Origin of the sequence: Solirubrobacter deserti, assembly GCF_027587175.1 — a bacterium.
GTDB lineage: Bacteria > Actinomycetota > Thermoleophilia > Solirubrobacterales > Solirubrobacteraceae > Solirubrobacter > Solirubrobacter deserti.
Genome location: NZ_JAPCID010000087.1, coordinates 1 through 15,672, shown reverse-complemented (window position 1 = coordinate 15,672; position 15,672 = coordinate 1). Strand labels below are relative to the sequence as shown.

General features: G+C 73.3%; 16 protein-coding genes. 8 read left to right on the top strand and 8 right to left on the bottom strand.

All coding sequences use genetic code 11. The features are described from left to right. Positions 1-58 precede the first annotated feature (58 nt). A complete protein-coding gene (locus tag OJ962_RS33190; RefSeq protein WP_202952736.1) occupies positions 59-886 on the bottom strand; it encodes a metal ABC transporter permease in 828 nt (275 codons plus the stop codon). A 3-nt stretch (positions 887-889) separates the two neighbouring features. Next, positions 890-1,750 (bottom strand): metal ABC transporter substrate-binding protein, encoded by an 861-nt coding sequence (locus tag OJ962_RS33185; protein WP_270006906.1) that lies wholly within the window; start codon positions 1,748-1,750, stop codon positions 890-892. A gap of 106 nt (positions 1,751-1,856) precedes the next feature. On the opposite strand from OJ962_RS33185, the gene OJ962_RS33180 reads away from it, so the two are divergent. Further along, on the top strand, positions 1,857-3,443 hold the full coding sequence (locus OJ962_RS33180) for an N-acetylmuramoyl-L-alanine amidase (RefSeq protein ID WP_202952734.1): 1,587 nt from the start codon (positions 1,857-1,859) through the stop codon (positions 3,441-3,443). 32 nt (positions 3,444-3,475) lie between these two features. Further along, entirely contained in the window at positions 3,476-5,728 is a 2,253-nt protein-coding gene (locus OJ962_RS33175) for a putative bifunctional diguanylate cyclase/phosphodiesterase (RefSeq protein WP_202952733.1), read from the top strand. Here the strand turns inward: OJ962_RS33175 and OJ962_RS33170 are convergent. Continuing rightward, positions 5,614-6,615, bottom strand: a complete 1,002-nt coding sequence (locus OJ962_RS33170; RefSeq protein WP_202952732.1) for a M48 family metallopeptidase — start codon at positions 6,613-6,615, stop codon at positions 5,614-5,616. The two genes, OJ962_RS33175 and OJ962_RS33170, sit on opposite strands and share 115 nt — an antisense overlap. A gap of 49 nt (positions 6,616-6,664) precedes the next feature. Between OJ962_RS33170 and OJ962_RS33165 the strand changes: the two genes are divergently transcribed. Beyond that, a complete protein-coding gene (locus OJ962_RS33165; protein WP_202952731.1) occupies positions 6,665-7,744 on the top strand; it encodes an EAL domain-containing protein in 1,080 nt (359 codons plus the stop codon). Here the strand turns inward: OJ962_RS33165 and OJ962_RS33160 are convergent. Next, complete coding sequence (locus tag OJ962_RS33160; protein WP_202952730.1) at positions 7,722-8,507, bottom strand: alpha/beta fold hydrolase; 786 nt, start codon at positions 8,505-8,507, stop codon at positions 7,722-7,724. The two genes, OJ962_RS33165 and OJ962_RS33160, sit on opposite strands and share 23 nt — an antisense overlap. A gap of 18 nt (positions 8,508-8,525) precedes the next feature. Here OJ962_RS33160 and trxA point away from each other — a divergent pair, with 18 nt between their 5' ends. After that, positions 8,526-9,248 (top strand): thioredoxin, encoded by a 723-nt coding sequence (gene trxA, locus OJ962_RS33155; protein WP_270006905.1) that lies wholly within the window; start codon positions 8,526-8,528, stop codon positions 9,246-9,248. A 38-nt stretch (positions 9,249-9,286) separates the two neighbouring features. Next, complete coding sequence (locus OJ962_RS33150; protein ID WP_202952728.1) at positions 9,287-10,201, top strand: hypothetical protein; 915 nt, start codon at positions 9,287-9,289, stop codon at positions 10,199-10,201. A 34-nt stretch (positions 10,202-10,235) separates the two neighbouring features. On the opposite strand, the gene dinB is transcribed toward OJ962_RS33150, so the two are convergent. The 3 genes from dinB to OJ962_RS33135 form a co-directional block, all read right to left on the bottom strand. Beyond that, entirely contained in the window at positions 10,236-11,321 is a 1,086-nt protein-coding gene (gene dinB / locus OJ962_RS33145; RefSeq protein WP_202952727.1) for a DNA polymerase IV, read from the bottom strand. Positions 11,322-11,366: 45 nt separating this feature from the next. Further along, positions 11,367-11,987 carry a septal ring lytic transglycosylase RlpA family protein gene (locus OJ962_RS33140; protein ID WP_202952726.1) on the bottom strand — a complete coding sequence of 207 codons (621 nt, stop codon included), beginning with the start codon at positions 11,985-11,987 and terminating at the stop codon, positions 11,367-11,369. Between the two features lie 204 nt (positions 11,988-12,191). Then, on the bottom strand, positions 12,192-12,722 hold the full coding sequence (locus tag OJ962_RS33135; RefSeq protein WP_202952725.1) for an RNA polymerase sigma factor: 531 nt from the start codon (positions 12,720-12,722) through the stop codon (positions 12,192-12,194). 63 nt (positions 12,723-12,785) lie between these two features. On the opposite strand from OJ962_RS33135, the gene OJ962_RS33130 reads away from it, so the two are divergent. Together OJ962_RS33130 and OJ962_RS33125 are read left to right on the top strand one after the other, a co-directional pair. Next, a complete protein-coding gene (locus OJ962_RS33130) occupies positions 12,786-14,201 on the top strand; it encodes a WS/DGAT/MGAT family O-acyltransferase (RefSeq protein ID WP_202952724.1) in 1,416 nt (471 codons plus the stop codon). After that, on the top strand, positions 14,198-14,713 hold the full coding sequence (locus tag OJ962_RS33125) for a DUF3105 domain-containing protein (RefSeq protein ID WP_202952723.1): 516 nt from the start codon (positions 14,198-14,200) through the stop codon (positions 14,711-14,713). The genes OJ962_RS33130 and OJ962_RS33125 overlap by 4 nt, the downstream gene beginning before the upstream one ends. Positions 14,714-14,815: 102 nt before the next feature. Here the strand turns inward: OJ962_RS33125 and OJ962_RS33120 are convergent, their stop codons facing one another. After that, complete coding sequence (locus OJ962_RS33120) at positions 14,816-15,142, bottom strand: PaaI family thioesterase (RefSeq protein WP_202952722.1); 327 nt, start codon at positions 15,140-15,142, stop codon at positions 14,816-14,818. 24 nt (positions 15,143-15,166) lie between these two features. Between OJ962_RS33120 and OJ962_RS33115 the strand changes: the two genes are divergently transcribed. Continuing rightward, positions 15,167-15,672 (top strand): RNA polymerase sigma factor (locus OJ962_RS33115; protein WP_270006904.1); only part of this gene is annotated, 506 nt, incomplete at its 3' end.

The following is a 15,672-nucleotide window of genomic DNA, read 5'->3' as shown; positions in this document are numbered from 1 at the left end:
CGCTCGCCGCCCGGCCCTCCGCGCTCGCCGCCCGCCGCCGCGCGCTCGTCGTGAGCGCTCACGCGGCCACCTCGCGCGGCGTCGCCACGCGGCGCACCCGCGGCGCGGCCACGGCGGCCACGCCGTAGACGGCGGCGCCGAGCACCGCGAGGGCCGGACCGGGGCCGACGTTGTAGGCGTCGGCGATGCCGATCGCGACCACGCCCTCCATCGCGGTCAGGGCGAAGGTCGCGAGCTGCTGCGCGCGCAGGCCGGGCTCGAACAGGCGGACGGTCGCGGCCGGCACGGTCAGGACGACGGTGACGAGCAACGCGCCGACGGCGTCGATCGCCACGACCACCGCGACGGCGACCGCGAGCAGCAGCGCGCGATCAGCCAGCGCGGTCCGCACGCCGCCGGCGCGCGCCGTGTCGGCATCGAAGCCGGTCGCCAGCCAGGAGCGGCGCAGCAGGCGGTCGCACACCAGCGCGGCGACGGCGGCCGCGGCGGTCAGCCAGACGTCGGTCGCCGTCAGCGCGATCAGCGAGCCGAACAGCAGGCGGTCGACGCCCGCGCCGGACTCGTAGACGTCGCTCGCGAGCACCACACCCACGGCCAGGGCGGCCACCAGCAGCAGGCCGATCGCGGCGTCCGGATCGATCCGGCGCGTGCGCTGCACCCGTTCGAGCACGCCGCCGAACCCGACCGCGCACACGAGCGCGGTGAGCTGCGCCGGCACACCCCACGGGCCGGCGACCACCAGGCCGGGGAACGTCGCGGTCCCGATCGCGTGCGTGTAGAACGGCAGCCGCCGCAGCACGATCCACGTCCCGAGCACGCCCGCGATCACGGCGAGCAGCAGGATCTCGATCAGGCCGCGCTGGATGTACGGGGCGGCGAGGTTCATCAGCTAAAAGCAGTTCGCGGGCTTGCCCGTGAAGCCTTCGACGAGCGCGCGCGTGTTGGCCTCGATCGACCCGATGTAGGTCGCGCCGTCCGAGCCCTCGGGTCCGAGCGAGTCGGCCCACAGCTCCTTGCCGACCTTCACGCCGGCCTCGGACGCGATCGCCTGCTCGACCTTCGCGTTCACGGAGCTCTCGGCGAAGATCGTCTTCACGCCGGTCTCGCGGATCGTCTGCACCAGCGCGTCGACCTCACCGGCGCTGGGCTGGCCGGACGTCGACAGCGAAGGGATCACCGTGCCGACCACGCGGATGCCGTAGCGGCGCGCGTAGTAGCCGAGCGCGTCGTGGCTCGTGACCAGCAGCCGCTCCTCTTCCGGCACCGCGTCGATGCACGCCTGCACGTCCCGGTCGAGCGCCTGCAGCCGCTGGACGTAGCGCAGGGGATCCACGGCCAGGCCCTGCCCGATCGCCGCCGCCGCCGACACGGCGCGTCGCGGGTCCTGCCACCAGTGCGGGTCATCGCCTTCCAGCCCCGCGGCCGCGCCGGCGTCGATGACCTTGTCGTCCGCGACCCCGGCGCTCTCCAGCGCACCATCGAGCCACTCGTCGGTCTCGCCACCCGACTTGAGCACGAAGTCCGCGTCGGCCAGCGCCTTGACGTCGTCCGGGCGCACCTCGTACGCGTGCGGGTCGGTGTTCGCGCTCAGCAGCGCGGTCACGTCCGCCGACGGGTCCAGGTTGCGCGCCATGTCGGCCAGCTGCGTGGTGGTGGCCACGACGCGCAGCCCGCCAGCGTCGCCGCCCGACGAGGAGGAACCGCAACCGGCCAACACCGCCAGTCCGAGCACGAGGAGCACACGCATCATCAAGACGGGACGTCATCTTAGTGAAACTCATTCCCATCTTCTTCGCAGGTTCTCGTGCAAGTGGACGCGGCGCTCCAAATGACGCCATGCTGTGTTCCCGTATCCGATGGACCTCTCCCGCCGCCACGTTCTAGGACTCGGCGCGGTCGCCCTCGGCGCGCTGCGCTTCCCCGTCACCGCGAACGCCAAAGCGAAGGCCCCGCGCCTCTTCGAGCTCGGAATCGGCTCCGTCCACTCGAGCCGCTGGCACCTCACCAAGCCGCTGAAGGCGCCCGACCGCTTCGACCTCGTCGGCCTGCGCTGGAACAAGGGCGCCCACGTCCACGCCCAGGTCCGCGCGCGCACCGAGGGCGGCCGCTGGACGCGCTGGACCGCGCTGCCTCACCCCCACCTCCCGCTCGACGGCACCGACCCTGCGTTCACCGGGACCGCCGACGAGCTCCAGTTCCGCCTGCGCGGCGAGGCGTCCAAGCTCACCGCACGCTTCGTCCGCTCCCTCGACGCAGCGCCCCGCGCGCCGCGCGCCCGCGCCTCCCAGGCCGCGCCGCTCGTGATCCCGCGGGACTCGTGGGGCGCCGCCCAGGTGCCGCCGCGCGGGACGCCCGCCTACGGCACCGTGCAGGCCGCGTTCGTCCACCACACCGCGGGCCAGATCGCGTACGCGCCCGAGGAATCGCCCGGCATCGTGCTCGGCATCGCCCGCTACCACATCGAGTCCAACGGCTGGAACGACATCGGGTACAACTTCCTCGTCGACCGCTACGGGAACGTGTTCGAGGGCCGCGCGGGCGGCATCGAGCAGGCCGTGATCGGCGCCCAGGCCCAGGGCTTCAACGACGACACGACCGGCATCGCCTGCCTCGGCACGTTCACCGCCACGCCGCTCGACGAGGCCGGCTTCGACGCGCTGGCCAAGATCATCGGCTGGAAGCTGAGCATCCACGGGGTGCCCGTCACCGGCCAGGTGACGCTGATCTCCGGCGGCGGCGCCACGAACCGCCACCCGTCCGGCGCGCCCGTCGTGTTCGAGCGCATCAGCGGCCACCGGGACAGCAACGAGACCAGCTGCCCCGGCGACCAGCTCTACGCCCAGCTGCCCGCGCTGCGCACGCGCGCGACCAGCTACGCGTTCTCGGCCGCCGGGATCACGGTCAAGGCGGCCAGCCAGAAGGGCACCAAGCCCGTGAGCGTCTCCGGCCAGCTGCGCTTCGCCGACGGCTCCTCGCCCGCCGGCGCCTCGTTGAGCGTCGAGTACACCACGGCCGGCAGCGCGTGGACGCCGATCGGCACCACGAACGCCGCCGCCGACGGCGCGTGGGCGACCGCCGTCACGCTGCCCTCCAGCGGGCAGGTCCGCGCCGTGTTCGCCGGCGACGGCACCCGCCCGCGCCTGGAGTCCACGCCCGTCACCGTCAAGGTCGTTCCGAGCCTCGTGCTCACGACGGACAAGCGGCGCGCCCGAGCCGGCACGGCGTTCGCCGTCAGCGGCACGCTCTCCCCCGGGCAGGGGAGAGTGGAATGCCTGCTGGAGCGCCAGGTTCGGGGCCGCTGGACACGCGTGCAACGCAAGCGCATCAACGTCCGCGGCGGGCGCTTTGCCACCAAAGTGCGGCCGAAGACGCCCGGCCTGTACCGCGTCTCGATCATCGCGGACGGCGTGACGAGACGCCGCACGCTGCGCGCGCTCCGCTGAAGGTTCCTCGCGCGCCCGCCGACCACTGGAGGGTGATCACCAGCTGGATCCCTCGAGGCGGAGCGCTGCCGCACGACGTCTGGGCCGCCCGCCATCGCGGGCTGCTGCTCGTGCTCCTCGCGCACCTGATGGTGCTGCCGGCGTTCGCCGTCACCCAGGGCTGGTCGCTCACGGCGGCGTGGGGCTTCGACCTGGTCCCCGCGCTGTTGGGCGCCGCGGCGTGCATCCCCCGCCTCGGCCGCGTCACCCGCTCGAGCCTGTGCGCGACCGCGCTGCTGTCCTGCTCCGCGGTGCTCGTCGTCGCCTGGCACGGCACGACCGAAGCCCACTTCCACTACTTCGTGATGGTCGGCGCCCTCGCGCTCTACCAGCAGTGGTGGACCTACCTGATCGCCATCGGCTTCGTGGTCCTCCAGCACGGCGCGTTCGGCGCCGCGAACACCGAGTCCGTCTTCCAGCACGCCCACCACCCGTGGAAGTGGGCCGCGATCCACGGCGCGTTCGTCGCCGCGCTCGCGGTCACCAGCCTCGTCAGCTGGCGTGAGAGCGAACGCGTGCGGGAGGCGACGCAGGCGTCCGAGGAGCGCTTCAAGCGCGCGTTCGACGACGCCCCGGTCGCGATCGCGCTCGTCTCTCCGCGGGGGCAGATCGTCCAGGCCAACCGTGAGCTGCGCGAGCGCACCGGGCACGGGCAGCCCCACGGCCTGCGGCTGTGGGACCTCCTGCCCGAGCGCGACCGCGTCGAGCTCAGCCAGAGCTGGCCGCCGGGCCCGGACGCGCCCGAGGTGGAGCGCCGCTACGTGCGCGCCGACGGCTCGACCGGCTGGTTTCTGTGGCGCCACTCGTTGATCCGCGACGCCGCCGGCCAGCCCGACCACTGGGTCTTCCAGGGCGTCGAGATCACCGCCCGCAAGCGCGCCGCCCAGCGCCTCGACCACCAGGCCCACCACGACGCGCTCACCGGCCTCCCGAACCGCACCCGCTTCGACGAGCTGCTCGAGGACGCGCTGGGCCGCGGCCGCGACGTGGCCGTGATCTTCACCGACCTCGACGACTTCAAGGTCATCAACGACTCGCTCGGCCACGGCACGGGCGACCAGCTGCTGCTCGACGTCGCCGAGCGTCTCGCGCGCGAGCTGCGCGCGGGCGACGTGCTCGCCCGCTTCGGCGGCGACGAGTTCGTGGTTCTGCTCGAAGGCCTCGACGACGTCCACGACGCGCGCCGCACCGCGAACCGCCTCGCAGCCGCGCTCAAGGAGCCGTACGAGCTCGGCGGCCACCAGCGCTTCCTCACCGCGAGCTTCGGCATCGCGTACGGCGCCGGCACGGGCGAGGCCCTGCTGCGCGACGCCGACGCCGCCATGTACCACGCCAAGGCCCAGGGCAAGGCGCGCCTGGAGGTCTTTGACAGGTCGCTGCGCACGCGCGCGGTGGAGCGCCTCGAGCTGGAAGCCGGCCTACGCGAGGCGATCCTCGACGGCCAGCTCGAGCTGCACTACCAGTCCGAGATCCGGCTCGGGGACGGCGCGCTGTACGGCATGGAGGCGCTGCTGCGCTGGGACCACCCGGAGCACGGCATGATCTCCCCCGCGCGCTTCATCCCGGTCGCCGAGCAGAGCGGGCTGATCGTGCCGATCGGCGCGTGGGTGCTGCAGACCGCCTGCGAGCAGGCCGCCGCGTGGCGCGCCGCCGGCCACACCGGCTTCGTGATGGCGGTCAACCTGAGCCCGCGCCAGCTGTCCTCACCGAGCCTCGCCCGGGTCGTCGACGACGCGCTCCGCAACAGCGGCCTGCCGGCGCACGCGCTCTGCCTGGAGATCACCGAGTCCGCGATCATGGAGGACCCGGAGGCCGCGCAGGCAGTGCTGCAGCGGCTCAAGGCGCTCGGCGTCAAGCTCGCGATCGACGACTTCGGCGTCGGCCACTCGTCCCTGTCGAAGCTCAAGTACCTGCTGCCCGTCGACGTCGTCAAGATCGACAAGTCGTTCGTCGACGGGATCACCGAACAGGGCGACGACCGCGCGATCATCGCCGCGATCATCTCGCTGGCCCACGAGCTCGGCGCCGTGGCGATCGCCGAGGGCGTGGAGGACTCAGCGCAGGCGGACGCCCTGCGCGCGATGAACTGCCACGTCGCGCAGGGCTATCACTTCGCGAAGCCGCTGCCGGCCTACCGCTGCCTCAGCCAATCGGAGACCTTGTCGGCGGCGTCGCCGGCCTTGTCCCCGACCTTGCGGACGCCGGTGCCGGCCTCCTCGAAGATCCCGCGGAACTTGTCCGCGTAGTACTCGGTCGCGTCGGCGGCCTCCGCGCGCGCGTCGGCCTTGGTGCCGCGCTTGACGTAGTCCCCGTTCATGATCCGGTCGTACTCGCCGGAGCGGACCCACGCCATCAGCTCGTGGACGCGGCGAACCGGGTACGGGTGCGTGATCGCGAGCTCACGGCCGAAGCGCATCATCTTGTCCCAGCCGGGCTCCCAGTCGACGTACTCGTTCGCCTGCTTAACGAAGGCGTCGAGGGAGAGCTTGCGCGAGGACGCGCCGCCGGCCATGACCATCAGCGTCTGGCAGGTCGTCATCGGGCTGCGGTTCACGAGCGTCGCGGCGCGGTCGCAGCTCAGCTCCGCGGCGCGGAACCACTCCAGCAGCGCCAGCCGCACGGCCAGCAGCGGCAGGCCGGCGAAGAACGGCAGCGCGGAAAGCGGACGCGTGCCGATCATCAGCAGGATCGCCAGCGCCGTCCGGTACAGCGTGTGATCGGACAGAATGTGCCCCGCCTCGTGCCCGAGCACCGTGCGCAGCTCGTGCTCGTCCATGAGGCTCACGGTGCCGCTGTTGAGCACGACCATCGGACTCTTGGAGCCGATCGCCATCGCGTTCGTGAACGGGACGTTCCAGATGTACAGGTCCGGGATCTCGTCGATGTCCAGCCGGGCCAGCGCCGCGCGATGCGAAGCCCAGATCTCGGGCATCTGGTCGTCGCCGAGCCGCACCGCGCCCGCCAGCAGCTGCTGGCGGATCGAGCCCTCGAAGAACTCGATCAGCTTGCGCACGACCGTGTCCATCATCGGAATCTGCTGCAGCGCCGCCGTGGCTGCCCGGTCAGCCGGGTGCTCGTACGACTTCGGCGAGATGAAGTGGAGTCGCTGATCCTCGGGGAGCTCGTCGGCCATTTAGTCAAGGTAGCCGGTCCGTGCCCTCCAGGTGCGATTCAATGCTCCGGTGGTTGTCGACTCCGCGTTCCAGCCGATCGTGGAGCTGCGCGACGGGTGCGTCGTGGGGTACGAGGCGCTCGCGCGGCCGGCCGATGGATCCTCGCCCGAAGCGTTGTTCGCCACCGCGCGCGCGGAGGGCCGGCTGGCCGAGGTCGACGCCGCGTGCCGGGCGGCCGCGCTCGAGCAGGCGGCGTCCGCGGGGCTGGGCGCGCCGTTCGCGCTCTTCTTGAACGCCGACGCGAGCGCGCTGGAGCACGACGTGCCGGACCTGCCGATGAGCGGGCTGACGCTGGTCATGGAGATCACCGAGCGCGCACTGACCTCGCGCCCGGACCTCGTGCTGCGGACGCTCACGCGGCTGCGCACGCGCGGGTGGGCCGTCTCGCTGGACGACGTCGGCGCCGACTCGCGCTCGCTCGCGCTGATGCCGCTGCTGTATCCCGACGTGATCAAGCTCGACCTGACGCTGCTGGCGGCGCGCGCGCCGGCCGACGTGGCACGGGTGGTGACCGCGGTCGGCGCGGAGGCCGAGCGCCGCCACGTGACCGTGCTGGCCGAGGGCATCGACTCCGAGGAGCAGCTCGCGATGGCGCGCGCCGCGGGCGCGACGCTCGGGCAGGGCTACCTGCTCGGCGCGCCAGCGCCGTTGCCGGACCCGCTGCCCGAGCCGGGGCGCCCGCTGCGGCTGGCCGGCGGCGGCGGGGACGTGACGGGACCGTTGCCGTACGCGCGCGTGACCAACTGGCGGCGGCCCGTATGCGGGCCGCTGGCGCTGGCCGAGCGGGCGGCCGCGCTGCTGACCGCGCAGGCCGCGGCGCTCGGGCCGACCGGCATGCTGCTCGCCGCCCCCGACCGCTCGCACGCGTCCGAGCGCTTCGAGGCGCTGCGCAGCGAGCTCGGGTTCGTCGGCGTGCTCGAGGCGGGCGAGCTCGAGGACACGTGGACCGAGGTCGCGCTGGGACCCGGGTTCGGAGCGTGCTTCGTCGCGCGCCGGGTGGAGAGCGGCGAGTGGGCGTTCGCGACGTCCTACGACCGCGAGCTGGTCGTCGAGTGCGCGCTGGCGCTCATGGCACGGCTTCCGCGATGATCTTCGACACCTGCGCGCCCTGCCACGCCAGCGGTGAGGCGCCCTCGTCCTCGGTGAGCAACCGGGCGTCCGGGATCGCCTCCGCGTAGCGCTCGCCGACCGCGAACGGGTGCTCGGGGTCGACCTCGTCGCGGCTGGCGACGATCACCGTCGGGGCCTCGATCTGGGCCAGGTCCTCCCAGGCCTCGAACGGGCGCGAGCGCGGGACGGCCGACAGGGCGTCGGCGAGCGCGTCGGGGTGCGCGTGGGCGGACAGGCGCTGGTGCAGGACGCGCAGGATCGTCTCGTGCCACTTCTCCGGCACCTTCGGCGTGCCGTAGGCCTCGACGAAGCCGTCGACCCCGCCGGTGCGCAGCCCGTTCGCGAGCCGGTCCCAGCGCTCCAGGCCGGGGTCGCGGTCGGGCGCGTAGGCCGGGGTCATGATCACGAGCGCGTTGACGCGGTCGGGGTGCTGGAGGGCGAAGCGGGTGATCGTGTGCGCGCCCATCGAGGCGCCGGCGAGCGTGGCCCTGTCGATGCCGCGGTCGTCGAGGACGGCGAGGAGATCGGCCGCGAGGCGCTCGTAGGAGTACTCGTCGCCGCCCTCGGACTGGCCGTGGGCGCGCGCGTCGTACAGGACGACGCGGTGGCCGGCGCGCTCGAGCGCCTTGGAGCCCATGACCACGTAGCGGCGCGTCGCTGTAAGCCCATGCAGCAGGACGACGGGCGAGCCCTCCCCCGCTTCCTCGCCGTCCAGCGTGGTTCCGTCCGCGTCGATCTGCATGCCGGATATCCTCGCAGCGTGCCCATCGACGCCACTGACACCACCTTCGAGCAAGCGGTCATCCAGCGCTCGTACGAGAAGCCCGTCGTCGTCGACTTCTGGGCGGAGTGGTGCGGCCCCTGCCGCATGCTCGGGCCCGTGATCGAGAAGGCCGTCGAGGAGCGCGGCGACGCGGTCGAGCTGGTCAAGATTGATACCGACGCCAACCCGCGCGTGTCGCAGCAGTTCGGCATCCAGTCGATTCCGGCGGTCAAGGCGTTCAAGGACGGCAAGGTCGTCGACGAGTTCGTGGGCGCGCTCCCGCCCGCGCAGGTCAACCGCTTCCTGGACCGGATCGTCCCGTCCGAGGCGGACGCGCTCGTGGCCGACGGCGGCGAGGCGAACCTGCGCCGCGCGCTCGAGCTCGAACCGACGCGCGTGGACGCGAAGGTCGCCCTGGCCCGGCTGGTGCCGCGCGAGGAGGCGCTGCAGCTGCTCGCCAACTCCACCGGCTTCGCCGCCGAGGGCCTCGCCGCGCAGCTGCGCCTGGAGGAGGACCCGAACCTGGCGGAGGCGTTCGCCGCGATCGACCGCGGAGACACCGAGACGGGCCTGGACACGCTGATCGGCGCGATCCCCGCCTCCACGGGCGAGCAGCGCGAGGACCTGCGCCGCGCCGTCGTCGGCGTGCTCGACGACCTCGGCGTGGAGCATCCCGTGGCGCGCGAGGCGCGCCGCAAGCTCGCCAGCGCGCTGTACTGACGCGGTGTCGTGTCGCGCGCGTGCGGGAATCATACGGCATGGAGCCACTGGTCCAGCTGTCGGCGCCGGGCGGGTACGTCGTCGCTTTGCTGCGCGACGAGGTGGGGCTGTGGATCGGCTCTCGGCGCGGGTCGGCTGAGCGCTTCGGCGCGACGCTGATCGAGGAGCGCCGCGCGGTCGCGATCGCCGGGCCGGGCTGGACGGCGGTCGGCGGGCCGCTCCCGGCGCGCGCGGACCGCGCCGTCGTGCGCGGACCGGCCGGGTCGGTGGACGCCGAGCTCGGCCGCGGCGCGTTCATCGCCGTCCTGCCCGCGAACGAGGCCGGCCCGGCCGTGCGCTTCGAGGACGAGGACGGGCTGCTGCTGCGCGACCCGCCGCGCGGAAACGCGATCACCGACGCGACCGACCGCTGCCCCGCGTGCACGGCGCTCGACTGGGAGCTCGGGGACGACGACTGCGTCCGCTGCCGCGCGTGTGGCCACACGTTCCGGCTGCCGACGTTCTACGCCGGCGGAGGGCAGCCGGCCGAGCCCGGCTCGCACCGCTTCACGCGGGCGTACGCCGCCGATGCCGTCCGTCGCGCGCCCGGCCCCGTCTACGCCGCGCCCGGCGGAACGCCCGCGATCCGCGGCTTCGGCGGCTCCGACGACGCGGTCACCCACGTCAAGCTTGCAACGGGCGAGATCGAAGTTGACACCCGCTTCGGCGCCCACGAGCCGCCCGAGGACGCCGCCCGAGCCGCCGTCGCGCAGCGCACGACCGACGTCGCCTGGCCGGCGCCTCGCAGCCCGCGATCGCGATCTGGCTCGACGCCCGCCGCCGCGAACGTGAGGAGGCGAGCGCGAACGCCCGGCCCACCGCCGTCGAGATCAGCGTCGACGGGCGCCCACGGATCTTCACCATGCTCACGGTCGGCGATACGTGGGCAGCGACCTGCGACGGCATCCTCGTGAGCGGGCGCGGCGAGCTGCCGAGCGCGTTGACGAGCTACAGCGGCAACGCGAGCTGACCCACCGGCGCGACGGGCGCGGGCGGCTTGTCCGGCTCCACGTCGTCGAACGCCGACAGGCGCACGCCCAGCAGCCGGACTGGCTGCGGCGGCGCGTACGCGTGCAGCAGCGCGACGGCGGTCTCCGTCACCAGCTCGATCTCGTTGGTGGAGCCGTCGAGCGTCTTCGCGCGCGTGACCGTCGTCCAGTCCGCCAGGCGCACCTTGATCGCGACCGTGCGCCCGCGCCGGCCCTTCTTCTGCAGCCCTTCGCACAGCTCCCGCGCGAGCTTGCGCAGGATCTCCTCCTGCTCGGCGTGGGTCTCGACGTCGGTGTCGAACGTGCGCTCGGTCGAGACGGACTTGGCCGCGCCGCTCTCGGTCTCCACTGGCGAGTCGTCTTGGAAGCTCGCGCGGGCCTTCAGATAGCGCGCCCAGCGGTCGCCGAAGCGCGCCGCGAGCTGCGCCTCGTCGGCCTCCTGCAACTGCCCGACGGTCGCGTAGCCGAGCTCGGCCAACCGCTCCGCGGTCTTCGGGCCGATGCCCGGGAGCCGGCGCGTGGGCGCGGTCGCGAAGCGGATGCACGCCTCTTCGCGCCCCATCGCCACGAACCCGGCGGGCTTGCCGAGGTCGCTGCAGCACTTGGCGATCAGCCGGTTGGGGCCGACGCCGACCGAGATCTGCACGCCCGTCTCCTTCTTGACCTGCTCGACGAGCTCACGCAGGACCCGCAGCGGCTTCTCGACCCCGGTCAGGTCGGCGTAGGCCTCGTCGATGCCCATGCCCTGCACCGCTTCCAGCCGCGCGCGTACGAGCGTCCACACCTCACGGGACTTCTCGCGGTAGGCCGTGAAGTCGGGCGGGATGACGACCGCGGTCGGGCACAGGCGGCGCGCCTGGGAGGCCGGCATGGCGGAGCCGACGCCGAACTTGCGCGCCTCGTAGGACGCGGTCGTGACGACCGAACGCGGGCCCGAGCCGGCGACGATCAGCGGCTTGCCCTTCAGGTCAGGACGCTTGAGGAGTTCGACCGTCGCGTAGAACGCATCGCAGTCGAGGTGCGCGACCACGCGTTTCGGAGCCATCCCTGCACACGGTAGGGATGGCTCCGGACGCGAACGTACGTTTCCCTAGCGCGTCGCCTGGATCGGCCCGTGGCCGGTGAAGCGCAGCTTGCGCGCGGTCGCGGCCGTGAGGTCGTACTCGCGCCCGCCGACGTAGGGCCCGCGGTCGATCACGGGCACGCGCAGGACGCGGCCGCGGTGGCGCAGGGTGACCTTGGTCCCGCACGGCAGGTGCTTGTTGGCGACGCCGACCGAGCCGTACTGCAGCGTGCCGCCGCAGCCCAACGGGTTGCCGAACAGGCCCGGGCCGTACCACGACGCGTGCGCGTTGCGGTACACGTTCAGCCGCCCGACCGTGCGTTTGAAGCCGGTGCTCGTCGTGACGCGCACACGAGCGCTGGCGGCCTGCTTGAGGCGCTTGCGGAGCGTGAAGCGTCCGCGGGCGTCGGTGCGGTCGCGGTCGATCGTCAACCACCGGTGACCGCGTTGGACCTGCAGTTTGACGGTGGCCGGCGCCTGGGCCACACGGCCCTTGACGGTCGCGCGGCTGCCGACCTGGACGTTCAAGCGCTTGGCACTGACGCCGACCTGCTTGGGCGCAGCGTCAGCAACGGCCGGGGCGGCCGCCGCCGTGAGGCACAGCGCGCTCGCGCTCAGCAGCGCGCAGCGCAGCGTGGATCGCGGCATGGATCCTCCTGTATCGCGCATCCGGCCTGGGACTCTCTGCCTGCAGGGTGTGTCGGTGACTCCCGCGCGCCGATCCTCCACCGACGCTTGTCCTTCTAGGAGTCCCCCACCCGCGAGCGCTCCGTGCGCTCACGGCTCGGCAAGACCGAACGAGCGCTCTGTTATAGCGGCGCGCTCGACCGCTTCAACGCGTACGGACGGGTGTCACACAGCGACGGCGAACTCGTCCCGCAACCGCGCGAGGCCCAGCCGGATGCGGCTCTTGGCCGTGCCGAGCGGGATGTGCACGCGCTGCGCGATCTGGTCGGCGGTGAGGCCGCCCCAGTACGCGAGCACGAGCGCCTCACGCTGCGTCTGCGGCAACTTACCGAGCGCCTCGCGCACCTCGTCGGAGTCCTGCGCGCGGTCGGCGACGACCTCGGGCTGCTCCTCCGGGCGGGCCTCCTCCTGACCGCCGACCAGCTTCAGGCGGTCCGCGGCCCGACCGCGAACCTGCGTCTCGCGCCAGAGGTCCAGCGCGCGGGAACGGCCCATCAGGCGCAGGTAGGCGCCGAGGTCGCCGCGGCTCGGGTCGAACGCCTGGGGCCGGCGCCACAGGCGCAGGAAGACATCCTGGACGACGTCCTGAGCGAGTGTGGCATCACCCAGCACGCCATACGCGGCGGCGTACACCTTGCGGTGGTGGTCATCGAACGCGCGGCTGTAGGCGCCGGGCTCGCTCAGATCAGTGGTCACAAGCAACGTTATACACACTGTTGAAGGTTCTGAAACACGGGTTCTGCGGCAGAATGCGCATCTATGACGCGGCTCACGGGTCTGGATGCCTCGTTCTTGGCCTTCGAGGCCGCGGGAGCGCACATGCACGTCGGCTCCGTGCTCGTGTTCGAGGGTCCGGCCCCGGACTACGAGGCGTTCAAAGACCGGATCGAACGTGGTCTGCACAGCGTTCCGCGCTATCGGCAGCGGCTGGCGTTCCCGCCGCTGGGGGCCGCGCGGCCGGTCTGGGTGGACGACCCGCACTTCAACGTCGGCTACCACGTCCGCCATACCGCCCTGCCAGGCGCGGCGGGCGACGAGGAGCTGCGCGCGCTCGCGGGTCGCTTGTTCGCCCAGCAGCTCGACCGCGACAAGCCGCTGTGGGAGATCTGGCTCGTCGACACGATGGGCGACGGGCGCTTCGCCCTGATCTGCAAGACCCACCACGCGCTGGTGGACGGGATCAGCGGCGTGGACATCCTCAGCGTGCTGCTGGACCTCACGCCGGACGCGGATGAGCCGCCGCCGGCGCCGCCGTGGTCGCCGCGCCCGCTGCCGAGCGGCGCGGAGCTGCTGGCGGACGGCGTGATCGAGCGGGTGACGGCGCCGATCCGGTTCCTGCGCGGCGTCCTGGCGGCGCCCGACCGGGCGGGCGCGGAGGCGGGCCGGTCCGTCGCGGGCCTGGCGTCGATGCTCGCGGCGGGCGTCGCGGGTGCGCCGCCGTCGCCGCTGAACGTGCGGATCGGGCCGCACCGGCGGTTCGCGTGGGTGTCCGCCGATCTCGCGACGTTCAAGGCGGTCAAGGACGCGCTGGGCGGGACGATCAACGACGCGGTGCTGACGGTCGTGACCGGTGCGCTGCGGTGCTTCCTGGTGCGGCGCGGCCGCGACCCCGAGGGCGTCGAGCTGAAGGCGATGGTGCCGATCTCCGTGCGCGCGGACGCCGAGCGCGGCGCGCTGGGCAACCGGGTCGCCGCGATGTACGCGCCGCTGCCGGTCGGGCTGGCCGACCCATGCTCGCGGTTCCGCTACATCCACGCCGCGATGGCCGGGCTCAAGGAGTCCGGCCAGGCCGTGGGCGCGCAGGCGATCACCCGGCTCGCCGACGCCGCCGCCCCCACCGTCCTCTCGCAGGCCGCCCGCCTGCAGTCGCGCCAGCGCTGGTTCAACCTGACCGTGACCAACGTGCCCGGGCCGCAGCTGCCGCTGTTCATGATGGGCCGCCGGCTCCAGGCGTTCTACCCGAAGGTGCCACTGGTCCTGAACACCGCGCTCGGGGTCGCCATCATGTCCTACGACGGGCAGCTGTTCTTCGGCCTGCTCGGCGACTACGACGCCCTCACCGACTTGGACGCCCTCGCCTCAGACCTCGACTGTGCCATCCGCGAGCTCGCGGCAGGCGCCGGCGTGCACGTCCCGGAACGCAGCGCCGAGCGCGCGCCGGTCCACACGCCGTGAAGGCGCTCTACGCGCTGGCGATCGCCGGCCTGGCGTCGGGCCTGTGCCTGCTGCTGATCGTCGTCCTGGCGGGGCGCGACTCCTCGCAGGTCGAGAGCGGTGCGGCCGCGGGGCCGGGCGTGCTCGAGCCCGACCGCGGCTCTGGCCGGACAGCGGGAGCGGGCGCCTCCCCCGCCGACCGACCGCCGACGTCCGGCCCGCATCGCGCGGAGCCCGTCCAGGCCGACCGCACCGTGCTGAGCGACGACCAGATCCTCGAGGCGCTCGCCCTCGGCAACGTCGTGATCGCGTACGAGGGCGAGGCGCCGGCGGCCGTGCAGGAAGAGGTGAGCGGGCCGTTCGACCCGGAGCTCGCCGCAGCCGGGCAGGCGGTGATCCTGGCCCGGCGGCCGGGCGTCGGGCCGCCGCAGGCGTTGGCGTGGCGGCGCCGGTTGGTCGCTTCGGGCCCTGAGGACCCTCGGTTGCGGGAGTTCGCCGAGGCGTGGCTCGGGCAGGGCGCCCCATCGGGGTGAGCGCCAGTGGCGCGTTGCCGCTCGTTCGCCACGGGGCAAGCGGCTCGCCGCGCAGCGCGAGTTGCTTGACGCGCGGCCCAGTGGGTGTGCTCACCGTTGGCTTCAGCGCGACACCGTGGTCCGCACCACGGCGCAAAGGCGGCCCTCGTCGTCGCGCACATCGACCTCCCACACGGCCGTCGTCCGCCCGCCATGCCGCCGCCGCGCGACGACATGAAGCGTCCCGGAGAGCGCCGGCCGCAGGAACGACGTCTGGTTGGTGATCACCCGCCCGTCCCCCGCCGTCAATGCGTCCGCGATGACTGCGTACACCCCGCCGTGGACGACGCCGAGCGGCTGCTTGAGCGCGTCGGAGACGGGCACGCGGGCACGCACCTCGTCCTCCTCCGTCGACTCGATTTCCAGGTCGATCAGCGCGGATCCGCTCATGGCTTCTCTAGGCTACGGAGCCTGATGCCGGCAAGCCGCGCCACCGCGTTCGACAGGCTGGCGCCCGATCAGCGCGCGGCCGTGGAGCTCGTCCTGCGCCATGGACGGTCCTACGGCGAGCTGTCCGACCTGCTCGGGATGCCCGAAGAGACGATCCGCTCGCGTGCCCGAAGCGGACTCGCCGCGCTCGCGCCCGATCTGCCCGCGCCGAGCCGGTCCGGCGAGATCGCCGACTGGCTGCTCGGCCAGCAGTCCGAGGCCCACGCCTCCCGCACCCGCGCGCTGCTGCTGAGCGACCCGGCCGCGCACCGCTGGGCGGCGGAGGTCGCCGCGCCGCTGCGCGAGGTCGACGGCGGCGAGGCCGTGCCGGCGCTGCCGACGCGCCCGGGCGCCGAGCAGCCGCGCGTGGACGGCAAGAGCCGCGCGGCCGCGCGGCGCGGAGACGCGGCGACGGCGGACGACGAGAGCGCGCGCGACCACGCGGCGACGGCAAGCGGCGACACCGCGCGCGACCGCGCTCCGGGCCGCGG

Excerpts from the sequence above, each read along its gene's own strand:
- OJ962_RS33190 (WP_202952736.1), bottom strand. The coding sequence starts at position 886 with ATGAACCTCGCCGCCCCGTACATCCAGCGCGGCCTGATCGAGATCCTG.
- OJ962_RS33185 (WP_270006906.1), bottom strand. The coding sequence starts at position 1,750 with ATGATGCGTGTGCTCCTCGTGCTCGGACTGGCGGTGTTGGCCGGTTGC.
- OJ962_RS33180 (WP_202952734.1), top strand. The coding sequence starts at position 1,857 with ATGGACCTCTCCCGCCGCCACGTTCTAGGACTCGGCGCGGTCGCCCTC.
- OJ962_RS33170 (WP_202952732.1), bottom strand. The coding sequence starts at position 6,615 with ATGGCCGACGAGCTCCCCGAGGATCAGCGACTCCACTTCATCTCGCCG.
- OJ962_RS33160 (WP_202952730.1), bottom strand. The coding sequence starts at position 8,507 with ATGCAGATCGACGCGGACGGAACCACGCTGGACGGCGAGGAAGCGGGG.
- OJ962_RS33150 (WP_202952728.1), top strand. The coding sequence starts at position 9,287 with ATGGAGCCACTGGTCCAGCTGTCGGCGCCGGGCGGGTACGTCGTCGCT.
- dinB (WP_202952727.1), bottom strand. The coding sequence starts at position 11,321 with ATGGCTCCGAAACGCGTGGTCGCGCACCTCGACTGCGATGCGTTCTAC.
- OJ962_RS33140 (WP_202952726.1), bottom strand. The coding sequence starts at position 11,987 with ATGCCGCGATCCACGCTGCGCTGCGCGCTGCTGAGCGCGAGCGCGCTG.
- OJ962_RS33130 (WP_202952724.1), top strand. The coding sequence starts at position 12,786 with ATGACGCGGCTCACGGGTCTGGATGCCTCGTTCTTGGCCTTCGAGGCC.
- OJ962_RS33120 (WP_202952722.1), bottom strand. The coding sequence starts at position 15,142 with ATGAGCGGATCCGCGCTGATCGACCTGGAAATCGAGTCGACGGAGGAG.